9 protein-coding genes are annotated in these 13296 nt (G+C 58.7%); 2 read left to right on the top strand and 7 right to left on the bottom strand.

The genetic code is table 11. The features are described 5' to 3' along the window. Nucleotides 1-15: 15 nt before the first annotated feature. Genes tssM through HCH49_RS03560 form a run of 5 tightly spaced genes read right to left on the bottom strand, consistent with a single transcriptional unit; the run spans nt 16 to nt 7288 of the window. Complete coding sequence (gene tssM / locus HCH49_RS03580) at nt 16-3636, bottom strand: type VI secretion system membrane subunit TssM (RefSeq protein WP_221702202.1); 3621 nt, start codon at nt 3634-3636, stop codon at nt 16-18. Nucleotides 3637-3638: 2 nt separating this feature from the next. Continuing rightward, nucleotides 3639-4877, bottom strand: coding sequence for a DotU family type VI secretion system protein (locus tag HCH49_RS03575; RefSeq protein ID WP_033145801.1), 1239 nt, complete (start codon nt 4875-4877; stop codon nt 3639-3641). Between the two features lie 17 nt (nt 4878-4894). After that, on the bottom strand, nt 4895-6238 hold the full coding sequence (gene tssK, locus HCH49_RS03570; RefSeq protein ID WP_024909829.1) for a type VI secretion system baseplate subunit TssK: 1344 nt from the start codon (nt 6236-6238) through the stop codon (nt 4895-4897). Nucleotides 6239-6266: 28 nt separating this feature from the next. Beyond that, nucleotides 6267-6770 (bottom strand): type VI secretion system lipoprotein TssJ, encoded by a 504-nt coding sequence (gene tssJ / locus HCH49_RS03565; RefSeq protein WP_047652274.1) that lies wholly within the window; start codon nt 6768-6770, stop codon nt 6267-6269. 23 nt (nt 6771-6793) lie between these two features. Then, nucleotides 6794-7288, bottom strand: coding sequence for a hypothetical protein (locus HCH49_RS03560; protein WP_033145802.1), 495 nt, complete (start codon nt 7286-7288; stop codon nt 6794-6796). A 1002-nt stretch (nt 7289-8290) separates the two neighbouring features. Between HCH49_RS03560 and HCH49_RS03555 the strand changes: the two genes are divergently transcribed. Then, the gene (locus HCH49_RS03555) at nt 8291-10579 is read left to right on the top strand and encodes an FdhF/YdeP family oxidoreductase (RefSeq protein WP_221702201.1); all 2289 of its coding nucleotides are present in this window, start codon (nt 8291-8293) and stop codon (nt 10577-10579) included. Nucleotides 10580-10601: 22 nt separating this feature from the next. After that, complete coding sequence (locus HCH49_RS03550; RefSeq protein ID WP_048980939.1) at nt 10602-11498, top strand: LysR family transcriptional regulator; 897 nt, start codon at nt 10602-10604, stop codon at nt 11496-11498. Here the strand turns inward: HCH49_RS03550 and HCH49_RS03545 are convergent. Further along, entirely contained in the window at nt 11477-12235 is a 759-nt protein-coding gene (locus HCH49_RS03545) for a phosphate/phosphite/phosphonate ABC transporter substrate-binding protein (protein ID WP_221702198.1), read from the bottom strand. The two genes, HCH49_RS03550 and HCH49_RS03545, sit on opposite strands and share 22 nt — an antisense overlap. After that, nucleotides 12228-13199, bottom strand: coding sequence for a fatty acid desaturase (locus HCH49_RS03540; RefSeq protein WP_221702196.1), 972 nt, complete (start codon nt 13197-13199; stop codon nt 12228-12230). Before HCH49_RS03540 ends, HCH49_RS03545 begins: the two co-directional genes overlap by 8 nt. Nucleotides 13200-13296: the final 97 nt, after the last annotated feature.

The raw sequence follows: 13296 nt of genomic DNA, 5'->3' as shown, positions 1-13296 counted from the left end.
CGGCTGTCCTTGCGGTTATGGGCATGAGAAACGGGGAAGCTGGAACGGGTTACGAATGCTGTTTGGCGCAAACTCCAGCGTGACCTGATGTCCGTCGACGTTGAAGGTGGCCTGACGGCTCAGGCTACCCGCGCCCGGGCTGGTGCTCGCTTTATCGAAGAAGCGGTTGAGCGCCCAGGCGCCGTTGGTGACCAGCGTCGCCGTGCTGCCGTTAGCCAGCCCCAGCTGCATGCGTACCTGGTTGGTGCCGCCCGGCCCCGGCCAGTTCATGATCTGTACGGCCTGTGGGCCGTGGCTGTAGCGCAGCAGCTGGCCGTCAACGTCCAGCGTCAGGTTCAGAATGGAGTTATCCATTCGCACGGTGCGAACCGTCACCTTGAAGGAGGGCGTCGTGGCGCCATTAGCAAAGAAAGCGTCGCGAATCGACTGGGCCTGCTGGAACGGTCTCAGCAACCCTTCGCTTCCCGGCAGCGTTTTCCCGTCGATGCCAGGCATAAAGCGCCAGTTTGCCTGCGTGGTATCCACTTTATTGGTCAGATTGTCGCGGAAGAAAGCGTCCATCAGCCCGGTTCCCGGCGCAAACATGCGCGCGAGATCGTCAGGGGTGACCTCGGTGCTGGCGCTGCGCACCAGCGGGTAACGGCCGGCGATTGCCTGACGGCAGAATCCGCCCACCTCAACGTTAATCCGCTTCCGCACGTTTTCGAGGTCGCGGCGCTGGGTATCGCTGCTGGCGCCCACCGCCATATTGCTGAACATGGTTTGCAGCCCGCCCGGCAGGCGACCGGCGCTGGCCTGCAGGCGGCTGATCGCCTCGCCGCCCGGTGCCGGCATGCCGCTGTTGGCCGCGTCCTGGACGGCGGTCAGGTAGCGATAGAGCTCATCCACCTGCTTGAGAAAATCATCAAACACGATGGTCTTCCCGCCCTTTTCCAGCGGCTGCGCCAGCTCAATCATCGGCGCGTAGTGGTCGGTGACCAGCTGTTCCGGCGCCTGGGTGACCACGGCGGCCTGGGTCGGCGCAGCGTCATTGTTGCTGAACAGCGCTTCCAGCGTGCGGGTGGCGCGGCTGCTCTGCGCCTGCGCTTTATCCGCATCTTCCGGCGCTGGCGCATTGCGTGACAGCGTCAGGACCTGGCTCAGGTTCTGCACCAGACGGCGCAGCGGCGAGTTTGCGCCGGAGAGCAGGCGCGCGGTGTTGATGCGCTGGGAGAGATCGGCGCTGTTATTGAGCTGAATGTCGGCGAGGAAGCGATCCCAGTTCGCGATAAAGTCGCGCATGTAGAGCTGGCGCACGGCGTTATCGATCTGCTGTTTATCTTCCTGCGCCGTCGCGGCCCCCAGCACCCAGGCATCGTCCTCGTGCAGGGCGGTGGTTACGCTGTCAATCTGGCCGTTAAAGCTTTTCCAGTAGCCGTCCGGCGTATACAGACCCGGCACGCCTTCGCTCACCGGCTTGCCGCTTTTGCGTGAAAACACCAGCTCGCTCTGCGGTCCGCCCAGATCGGAAAGGGAGACCGGCTTGAGGTTGTCATCATGTTCAAGCAGGCGTTTGAGACGACCGTAAACGCGCGTGGAGAGCGGCTGCTGGCCGATCATCGCTCTTTCGCGGGCCACCAGAGATTCATCCTGCGCGTACGGCGAGGCCTGGATTTTCGGTTCCAGCAGCTGCGTCAGGTGCCATTCAAGCTGCTGCAGCTGCGCCTTCGTGACGTTCTGCGGCAGATTTCGCTGCAGGTTGAGCATCACCCACGAATGCAGGAATTTACCGTCGTAGTGCTTCGGCTGATACAGCATCTGATAGGCTTTCAGCGCTTCATAGCTATATTCCACATCGCTACCGTTGTCGTTGCGCAGCCAGGTGGTGATGTGCATAGCGACGGCAGGCAACAGCATCTGATCCAGCGCTTTCTGGTACAGAGACTGCGAGGCATCGCTGACGTCATCTCCGCGGTAGAGCCCCATACGGCGTGATAGGGGCGGATCGTTTACATCAAACGCGTCGCTTTTCGGCAGGTCAACCAGACCGTTCAGCAGCGGCAGCAGATCGAACAGGTCACGCTGGGTCTGGTTCTGCAGCGCTTTGCTCTGCTGGTCCAGCAGCGGCACCTTCGCATCCACCTCTTCCAGATAGGCCTTGTTTTTGGCATAGCTGGTCAGCCACAGACCGCCGAGGATGACCAACAGGGCCAGCAGCGCCGCGTAGCCGGACCAGATCACCGCCCGGTTGCGCAGCTCCCACCAGCGGTTTTCGCCCGCGATCCCGGCTTCCTGGAAGATGACGTTTTGCAGCAGGTTCTTAATGAAGAAACTCTGGCCTTTTGCCCCCGGGATAGGCGCTTCTTTGCTGACCGAATCCCAGTTATCCGCCTCTCCCCCTTCCGGCAGCGACAGCGCGCGGTTCAGTTCGCCCATCACGCGGTCGAACGGCATACCTTCCTGCGTCCCGCTGGCGAAGTAGATCCCGCGCGGAGAGAACTCGGTTTCGAAGTTGGAGCGGGCGAAGACCGTGCTCAGGTAATCCGCCAGCAGCGGACGCAGCGCGGCGAACTCCTGCGGGAAGAGATATGCTTCAGCGCGGGTTTTCGCGTCATGCTCTTTCAGCATGGTTTCCGGCAGCCCGGCATCAAGGCGCTGCTGGAGCAGAGAAAACTCCTGCTGGAAGTTGCCCATCAGGTCGTAATCGGCGTGTTTGGTTTGCTCCCACGGCAGCGTAAAGCCCCAGATCTGGTCGCGCTGCGCTTTGTCGTAGTCGGCAAACCAGGCGCGGAAACCTTTAAGCAGGTCGGCCTTGGTCACCATCACGTACACCGGGAAGCGGATACCCAGCTGTTCATGCAGCTCGGACAGACGCTGGCGCAGGTTCACCGCCTGCTGACGGGACGCCTCGGCGGACTGGGTGAGCAGGTCAGAAATGCTGATGGTGATGATGACGCCGTTGATCGGCTGGCGGCGGCGATACTTGCGCAGTAACCCCATGAACTCCAGCCATTCGCCGGCGTCCTGCACCTGCTCGCTCTCCTGGGTGGTGTAGCGGCCCGCCGTGTCCAGCAGCACCGCTTCATTGGTAAACCACCAGTCGCAGTTACGCGTGCCGCCAATGCCCCGCAGCGCGGTTTTACCGAAGCGATCGGCCAGCGGGAACTGCAGCCCGGAGTTAACCAGCGCCGTGGTTTTACCGGAACCCGGCGCGCCGATAATGACGTACCACGGCAGCTGATAGAGATATTGCGTGCTGAAGCGCTGCGTCCACTGGGCGCCCTGGCCCGCTTTGCTGAAGTGCGCTTTTTTCAGCATCTGCGCGGCTTCATCAAAGCGGCTGGCGAGGATCTGCTCCTCGCTGTTCAGCCGCTTCTGCGGATCCGCCGCTTCCGGGCTGGCGGTGTTCTCTTTGAGCTTGTCCATCAGCTTGCGGTTCAGCCAGGCATTGTACAGGCGCGGCAGAATGTGGCCCTGCGCCCAGAGCAGATAGACCACGGCAATGCTGATAATGCGGTTCTGCTCAGACTCAAGCGGTCGGGTGTCCACGATGGACAACAGGGGACCAATCATCCAGATCACCGCCGCAAGCGCCGTTACGCCGAGGAAGCTCCACAGAATGCGGTTGGTCAAGATGGAAAGAAGTGTAGTCAGCATCCTTAGTTTCCTTGCGGCAATCCGTTCAGCTCAGCCTGAGTGTTTTCAGGCGACACCAGCAGAGTAATTTCCACACGGCGGTTACGGGCGCGGTTTTCAGGCGTCGTGTTCGGCGCCACCGGGTTAATCTCGCCCCGCCCTTCCGCTTTCACGCGGCCAGGCTGAGAGAGGCTTCCCTGCAGCATTTTCTGTACCGAGCGGGCGCGTTCCAGAGAGAGTTCATAGTTCGAGGCAAAGCGCGCGCTGCGGATCGGCACGTTGTCGCTGTAGCCCACCACCAGAATTTTGCCGCTGACGTTATTCATCGCCTGCGCAATGCGGTTGATGACCGGTTCATAGCGGTCACGCACGACGGTAGAGGCAGAGGCAAACAGCCCGTCGCCCTTCAGGATAACGACGCTGCGATCCGCTTCGTCTTTCACCGCGACCAGGCCCGCCTCGATTTCAGGCTTCAGGAAGCCGCGCAGGTTCAGCACCGCCGGAAGCTGACGGGCCGGTTGCTGAATAGTGGTTTCCGGCAGCTGGGACTGGTAAATCTTCGCCAGCACCGGGTTGGTGTTATCGCCAAGGCGCCAGTTAAGCACGATATAAAACAGGCAGGCGATAAACCCGGCCAGCGCCACGCAGGCCCACAGGGGAACCATCGGCCGCCAGAGCTTGCGCAGTACCGGACGATCTTCCGGATGGGGAGAAAGCGGCGGCGGATAGCTGCCGCGCACGCCGCGGATCATCTGCCACAGCCGCTGCTTGATGGTTTCAAGCTGCGTGCGGCCATTATCCAGCACCCGATAGCGTCCTTCGAAGCCCAGCAGCAGGCAGTAGTTGATCATCTCCAGCAGCAGGATATGCTCGCGCGGGTTCTGCGACAGGCGCGCCAGCAGCTGGAAGAACTTCTCGCCGCCCCAGGTTTCGTTGTGGAAGGTCACCAGCAGACCGTTGCTTGACCAGACGCCGCTGCTGCCCCAGGGGGTGAGCGCGGCGGCCTCATCGAGCGCCGTACACAGGCAGTAACGTGCCCCGACGATCACTTCGTAGGGCAGCCCCGCCTGCTGACAGCGGACTTCGAAACGGCGAATCTCATCGATCAGACGCTGGCGTAACGCCACCTGATCGTCATGGGAGACCGAATGACGGATCTGCGGAATCGCGTTGAGCAGCGGATTGGCGGCCGCCACCAGCTGGTTGTTGCTACTGGCTCCGGTAAACGCGGCATCACTGCCGGTGTCCTGTCGTTCCTGCATATTAAGCGCTCGCTTTATTATTCTGTCGGGCTACGGATGGCCCAAAACTCCATATCCAGCCCCGGGAATTCCCCTGCAAGATGCAGGGCAAATGCGCCGGACTTATCCATCTCGTGCCACAGCTCGCTGCCCTTCTCCAGTTCAAAGTAGCTGTAGCCGGCATGCCACGGGATCTGCGGCGGCGCGACCGGCATGGCGCGCAGCATAATGCCCGGCAGCTGAAGCTGAACCAGATCGCGGATTTTCGAGACCGGCGCGACCTTCATCTGCGCCGGGAAATGGGTTTGCAGGTGTTCGCCCGGCACGTTGGCTTTAACCGCCAGCACGAAGCCGAACTCGCGCACCATGCTGGTTTCAGGCACCGTGGCGATGTTCAGGCCGTGAGAGCGTTCGTTCAGCGGCAGCTGAATTGCGTGGTCTTCCATCACCAGCGACAGTCCCTGACGCAGCATCAGCATCAGTTTGCTGAAGCAGTTAGCCAGATCGTCATGATCGTAAATCGGCAGCACGCTTTCGGCGGTACGCTGCGACGTCCAGGTGGCGAGCTCGGTCGCAAACGGCAGCCAGCTGCGCCAGAGCGTTTCCGGATGCAGCAGCGGGAGGGTTTTTAAATGAGAAACCTCGCCCAGATGACGGTTAACCAGCGACAGCAGCGTGAACTCAATCAGTTCGGAGGTGTTAAAGCGGCCAGGCTGGCGCAGACGACCACCAATTTGCTGGCTGCGCTGGACCAGCAGACCGTGCAGATCGTTGATCATGCTGTAGATCTGCGGGCTGTTGTTGGCGTTGAGCATCGGCGGGATGTAACTGTTATCGAGCCGCACGTGGTTGTCGTTACGTTTCTCCGTCACAAACGCCACGCCGATGGCGGTCCATTCTGCCGTGAGGTCTTTTTCCAGCATCAGGGTCAGACGCAGACGGCCAAACTGGACGGTGGCATCCCCCACCGACATGGCGTTGTCGTCTTCCACCTCTTGCTCGAAAGCGATGAAGCGCGCCAGCGAGGCCGGCTCTTCGCTAAAAATCACCTCTTCTCTCTCGCCACGACGAACCGGCAGCGCGAGCACCACCTTTTCGTTGGTGAGATTGTCAGGAATTTTCAGCGGCGCAGGGCCGTTGCGCCCGTTACGCACCTGGAAAAAGGTGCCGTCCGGCAGCAAGCCACTGCAGTAGCTCAGGGCAATGCATCCCTGACGAAGCATCGCTTCATCCAGTTCCACGTCAAGAAAGCCCCAGAGATATGACCGCTGTAGCGCGCCCCATTCACGAACATGGTTGAGCAGATAGCTTTCAGTCCGCTGAAAATGGTGTGGACGCAGGAACATGCCTTCGGTCCAGACGACCTTTTCTGCTTTCGTCATGATGATGTGTTTCCTGTGTTGAAGCGCGTTACTGGCTGATGACCCGAATGCCGTTCACGTCGAGAAAAACGTTGGCCTGAAGTTCATCCGCGGACCATTTCCAGAACTGGTAGATATGATTTTCGCCAGGCACAGGCAGAGGGAGTGAAACGCGCCATTTTTTGCCATCCAGCACCTGATACTCCGCCATCACGCCGATGTAGCGGGCCTCCGGAGAGCTTTGCCCGCTGAGGGTTTTGGACAGCTGTCCCGGCATCAGGAAGAACACGTCGCTGTTCAGCAGATTCGCGCCAAGCGTGGCTGACGCGTTGTTCTGCAGGGAGTAGAAGTCGCTGGACATGAAATCCGCATCGGATTTCAGCAACAACACCCGGACCTTAAGCGGCGCAGATTCGTTGATTTGTGGATGAGCCTGAAACTGCAGATTGTAGCGGGAGGGGTCGCTGTGTGAAGACGACGTACAACCACTGACCAGGGCGAAAATCACCGCGTAAAAGAATAACCACAGCTTATGAAAATTTTTATTATTCATAAAAATGCGCTCATGCAAGCCGTTTAGTTCAGGATCCAGGTACCGTTAGCGCTGTCTTTGCAGGCTTTGCTGTTGCCATCGACGTCGACACAGGTCGCTTTTTTACGCGCCTTCGGACGAATGGCCTGTTTACGCACGGCGGCGTCGTACAGGTCGGCCTTGATCACGGCGCGCATCGGGACGTAACCAATCAGCTGATCGTTGCCTTCATCGGCAAGCGCCATCCAGTAATGTTCAACCTGACCCAGCACCACGTACGTTTTTCCGGTGTCGAGAGTGCGGATAACTTTGCCGCCGAAGTCAGGACGGCTCATCAGGGAGGCTGGATACATGGCGCGATACGGTTCGTTGACCGGGTTGAACTCCGCCGGCGGCGTCACAGCGTGACGGTGGGTTAAGGTCACGCCGTTGACCTGGCTGGTCTCGATCGTATCGTCGTTGATCACAGGTTTCTGCGGCGCTTTACAGCCCGCCACCGCCATTACAAACAGAAGTGAAAACAGTACGCGCATTTTCATATGCTTTTCCGTAGCGATATTTCGATGATGAAGATAAGGGAGTGAAGTTTGACTTAGGTGCTATTGTTAAAATAGCCAGGATATTTTCGGGGCGTTACTATTTTAAGGGCATAGCTACCGCACGAGCCCTTCAGAATAAGGCCCAGTGTCTTCCTGACATATTTTGACAAACGGTAAACAAGTTTACATGAGCTTCGTCTCAATTCAATATTTACCGGTACGTAACTGTTGGTAAATGAAGCAGTCGGAAAATTATAGGATTAATCCTATGAAAAAACCCGATATGACCTACACCCTTTTATTTCTTAGCCACAAAACATTGCAATCATTTGTTTTATATACAAAAAATACAAAAGATAACCACTTTCATTAACGCAATATGGCTATTATCACCACTACCATAATTAGTAGAATTCGCGTATTGGTGAGGTCAGCAGAATATATGAAAGATGAATTATTTGTTGCACTAACAGGGTAACTTTAATATTGAATGCACGTGTTAACGTGAATGTGACTATTTCACTTATGTTGCACGACGTTAATTTTACGCCTCAAAATAACTTTATATTTCGCGTTGCGACAATTACCCAACCAGGCCTGAATTTTATCCTTTAATCATTAAGCCTGAGTTAACCATCCTGACATTATCGCCGCCAAAAAATGCTCGCAATGGTCCGCCAGCTGCGACGCGTGTTTATTGCTGCCGCCCGCAGCCTTCATTCGAAATTTTATTGTTGCTACATCCTCTCCTGCTCGCCTCATCTATCTTGCCTACCGTGTGATAGATAAGATTTATTATTAAAATGATAAAATTTCGTTATAATTTCTTTAAATATTTAAACATCAGATCTGATAAATCGCTGTAATAAAACGAATTTAAGATAAAGCATTTTTCTACACCGCATGCGCATAGCCATCCGGTCGTCATTGCTTTCACTTATTGTCCTTTGCAGCGTTTTTATGGGTTCAGACGTTGTGTGACCGAAGAAATCAGGAGTGGGTATGAATAAGAAAAGACGCTCGGTGCCGGGTATCAGACACTATGACGGTCCTGCCGGAGGCTGGGGCGCGTTAAAAGCGACGGCCATCGCGGTACGTACCCAAATGGATACCCTGGATGCTCCCGCCACGCTGCTGCGCACCAACCAGCCTGACGGTTTCGACTGCCCGGGCTGCGCGTGGCCGGATAAAGAACACAAGTCGACGTTCCAGTTCTGCGAGAACGGCGCAAAAGCCGTGACCTGGGAAGCGACCAGCAAACGCGTTACCCCCGCGTTTCTGGCCGAAAACAGCGTCTCCTCGCTGCTGGCAAAATCGGACTTTGAACTGGAAGGCTACGGTCGACTGACGCATCCCCTGCGCTATGACCGGGCAAGCGATACCTTCCGGCCCGTCGACTGGGAAGAGGCGTTTCACCGCATCGGCGCAGTATTGCGCGGGCTCGAACCGGACCAGGTCGAGTTCTATACCTCCGGACGCGCCTCTAACGAAGCGGCGTATCTGTTCCAGCTGTTCGCTCGCGAATACGGCACCAATAACTTCCCCGACTGCTCGAATATGTGCCACGAGGCCACCAGCGTCGGTTTGCCGCGTTCGATTGGCATCGGGAAAGGCACCGTCTCGCTGGACGACTTCGATAAGACCGAGCTGGTGATCTCCATCGGCCACAACCCCGGCACCAACCATCCGCGAATGATGGGGACGCTCCACGAGCTGGCCCGTCGCAACGTGCCGATTATCGTCTTTAACCCGCTGCGCGAGCGCGCCCTCGAACGCTTCGCCGACCCGCAAAGCGTGATTGAAATGGCGACCTACGGCTCAACGGATATCGCCTCGACCTATTTCCAGGTGAAGGCCGGGGGCGATGCCGCCGCGCTGAAAGGCATTGCCAAACATCTGCTGGAAATGGAGGCCGAACGCGGTGACGTGCTGGATCATGCGTTTATTGCCGAACACACCCAGGGCAGTGAGGACTTCGCCGCCGATATCGCGCAAACCCGCTGGGACGAGATCGAGCGCGAATCGGGCCTGAACCGGGCGGCGCTCAAAAAGGTGGCCGACGCCTATGCGAAATCAAATGCCACCATCATTACCTACGGGATGGGCATTACCCAGCACAATAAAGGTACGGCAAACGTCCGCCTGATCGCTGACCTGCTGCTGCTGCGCGGAAACATCGGCAAGCCCGGCGCGGGAATCTGCCCCCTGCGCGGCCACTCTAACGTTCAGGGGAACCGCACCGTCGGGATCAGCGAGAAGCCTACCCCGGCCTTCCTGAACCGTCTGAAGGACGTTTTCGGCTTTGAGCCGCCGTCTCACCACGGACACGATGCGGTGCAGGCCACGCAGGCGATGATCGACGGCCGCGCGAAGGCGCTCATCTGCCTCGGGGGTAATTTTGCCGTCGCGATGCCCGATCACGAGCGGGGTTTTCCGGCGATGGGTAACCTGGATTTGAGCGTGCACGTCGGGACCAAGCTCAACCGTACCCATCTGCTGGTGGGCAAAGAGACCTTTATCTTTCCGTGTCTCGGCCGCACCGAGCTGGATCTCCAGGCCACCGGCCGTCAGTCCATTACCGTCGAAGACTCCATGTCGATGGTGCACGCCTCGTCCGGCAAGCTGAAGCCCGCCTCGCCGTTGCTCCGTTCGGAGCCGGCTATCGTCGCCGGCATGGCGAAAGCCACGCTGCCGGAAACCCGCGTGGACTGGCTGACGCTGGTAGAAGATTACGACCGGATCCGCGATCTGATCGAGCAGACCATTCCGGGCTTTGAGAACTACAACGCGCGGATCCGCGTTCCCGGGGGCTTCCGCATGCCGCTGCCGCCGACGCAACGCATCTGGCCAACGGCGACGGGAAAAGCGATGTTCTCGGTGTTCGACGGCGTTCACGAGAACGCCAGCGGCGAAGGTGAGCACGTTCTGCGGTTAATCACGCTGCGCAGCCACGACCAGTACAACACCACCATTTACGCGCTGGACGACCGCTACCGCGGCGTGTTTGGCCGCCGCGACGTGCTGTTTATGAACGAAGACGATATGGCGCAGTCAGGCCTGGAACACGGCGACCGCGTGGATATCGAAACCGCCCTCCCCGGCAGCGTCCAGCGTTTGAAGGACATTACCGTGGTGGCGTACAGCATCGCGCCGGGCACCGTCGGCGCCTATTACCCGGAGGCCAACGTGCTGGTACCGCTTGATTATCTGGATAAGGACAGCGGTACGCCGTCGTATAAATCCGTTCCGGTTCGCATCACCCTGCGCTCGAAAGAGATCCGCATGCTGTAAGGCTGCTCGCGCAGAGATAATGATGGATATTAAACAGTTAAAATATTTAATCGCGCTCGACGAGACCCGCCACTTTGGTAAAGCGGCCTCGCAGTGCAACGTCACCCAGCCGACCCTCTCCATGCGCATCCGCAGCCTGGAAGAGGAGCTGGGGCTGGTGCTGATCGTGCGCGGGCAGCGCTTTGAAGGGTTTACGCCGGAGGGGGAACGCATCCTCGCGTGGGCCCGCGCCCTGCTTGCCGCACACGACGGGTTACAGGCGGAAGCGGCGCTGTGCAAAGGCCAGGTGGTGGGCGAATTACGTCTGGGGATGGTGCCGCTGGCGAGCGTGGATCCGATGATCTTTATTCGCCAGCTAACGCAAAAATACCCGGAGCTGACCTACAGCCTCTATTCCATGTCCTCAGCGCAGATCGCCGACGGCGTCAGCCGCAATCAGCTTGAGCTGGGAATTTGCTACCTCAACAGCATCGACACCAGCCTGTTTGACATTATCCAGCTGCCAAAAACAAAGATGGGCCTGCTGCACGACGTCCGCCATTTCCAGCTCGGCCAGGCAGCGCTGACGTGGCACGACCTGACGGATTTTCCGCTGGGGTTTCTGACCAAAGGGATGCACTACCGGGCGCATATGGAGGCCAGCTTTAAATCTGCCGGCATCGAACCCACGTCCGTTTTCGAAAGCGACTCGACGTTCCAGATCATTCAGGCGGTTCAGAGCGGCGTGTGCTGCGCCGTGATGCCGCTGAACAACGGGCTGGAGGCACTGAACGGCAACTTCAGGATTGTCCCCATCGCCGACGCGAACATTGAGGCTCCCGTCGGCCTGATTATGCGCAGGCAGAAGCCCGTCTCCTCGCTGGCGCTGCGCTGTTTTACCGACGCGCAGGAGATTTATCACGCGGACAATGAGGCGTAGGCCTCGCGCGTCACCTCGCTAAAACCGCCGATCAGCACCGCGTCGCGCACTTCCCGGTATTCCGGCGCATCCACCAGCTCGTGAAGCGCATCGCGAATGGCGTTAAGCGTTTCAGGCGAGGTGTCATGCGAGGTAATCAGCGGCAGTCCCGGCGTCAGCGGGGTGCGGCCAATGACCGCCAGTCCCGCAAGGCGTTCCGGCTCATGGCGCTGCAGCAGTGCCCAGGTCACGCAGTCGATGGCCGCAATATCCCCCGCCCCGCGTTTCACATCAATCAGCGACTGGCGATGGCTGCCGCTGAAGGACGTTTGCGCGAAAAAGGGACCGCCGCTCAGCAGGGGAGCCACTATTTTTCGCAGCGCATTGTAGCCGGACTGGGAATCCGGGGAATTACAGACCGCCCGACGTCCGCGAAAACCCGCCAGCGTCAGGTGCCGATCCTCCTCGCGCACCGCCAGAAAGCTGCGGTACTGGATCCCTTCGCAGCCCGGCGCCGCGTAGTGAAAACAGCCGACCACCTGCACGTCCGGGAGCTGCGTGACCAGCGGATAACCGCAGGTCTGGCTGAGGATAAGCGCTGGCTGTTGCCAGTGGGTCAGCAGGTCAGACTCCGGCCAGCCGGGGTCACGATCGACGGACACACCGCGCGCGACCAGCAGCCCCTTTACCGCCAGCCAGAGCGCGCGGGTGTCGGCGCGATCCACGGCATACATGGGAAACGCCAGCAGGTTACTCATACCCTTCCCCCTGTTGTTTTGCGGGATGAACGGTGACGTCGACGGGTCTCACCCAGAACTGACGCAGCCATTCACCATAGCCCCTGACGAGAAAACCGTGGTTTCGCTGCTGGTACGCCTCCCGGTTTTGCTGGTAGATGGCCTTCAGCCCGTACCAGGGAACGCCCGGCAGATCGTGATGCACTGAATGGTAGTTGAGATTCAAAAACAGTACCCGCCAGAATAACCCGGCCTCGTTAATCACGGAGCGCGCCAGCGGGTCGTCCGCCGCGCGATGTTCGAAAAACGATCGGATCTTGGTCAGCGCCAGCGCCGGATAGCTGACGGCCAGTACAAACCAGACGGGTGAAAAACCGGTACGCGTCATCCAGGCGAAGAGCGCCACCAGCAGCAAAACGTGAACCAGCCACATCGCCATCGCCCGCAGGTGAAGGTGACGAAATGCCGCCACGGCGGTGCCCAGCGTCTGAAGGATATCCAGCAGCGGGGCCAGCACCAGCCGCCCGGCGAAGGTATTCCGCGCCCGAATTGTACGTTTCTGCCAGGGGGAAAAGCGCGCCCAGCTCTCGTCGGTAAAATAGTACGACTCCGGGTCATCCACCGGATGGGTCAGGCTATGGTGCCGATGATGGGCGAGATGGGAGTCCCGGTACAGGCCATACGGATACCAGACCGCCAGCGGGAGCGTGCCAAACAGCTGGTTGAGCCAGGCAAAACGCGTGGGGTGCCCGTGGATCAGCTCATGCTGCAGGGACATGTACCAGGCGGTAAACCCGATGAGCAGGAGCGTGGCGGGCAGCAGGCCGAGCGTTTGCCAGAACGCCAGCGTGGCAAACCAGCCTGCATAAATCGTGATAATCAACAGCCACGTGGGCAGTTCGCTGCGCCATAAAAAACCCGATGCAAGATGGCGGATTTGTTCGCGTTGTTGCGGATGTAAATAGAGGGAGCTTCGTTGACTCATTCCTTCAGACGCCGTTTCGCCAGAGATAATTCTTTGACGATCGGGGATAACGACTGAAATAACAAAGAACTTAAATCGCTTTGCTTTGCCAGAAACG

The sequence above is a fragment of the Enterobacter sp. Y17 genome (genome assembly GCF_019730495.1).
GTDB lineage: Bacteria > Pseudomonadota > Gammaproteobacteria > Enterobacterales > Enterobacteriaceae > Enterobacter > Enterobacter asburiae_B.
The sequence above is the reverse complement of the archived record's forward strand: the minus strand, read 5'-3'. Positions and strand labels throughout refer to the sequence as shown.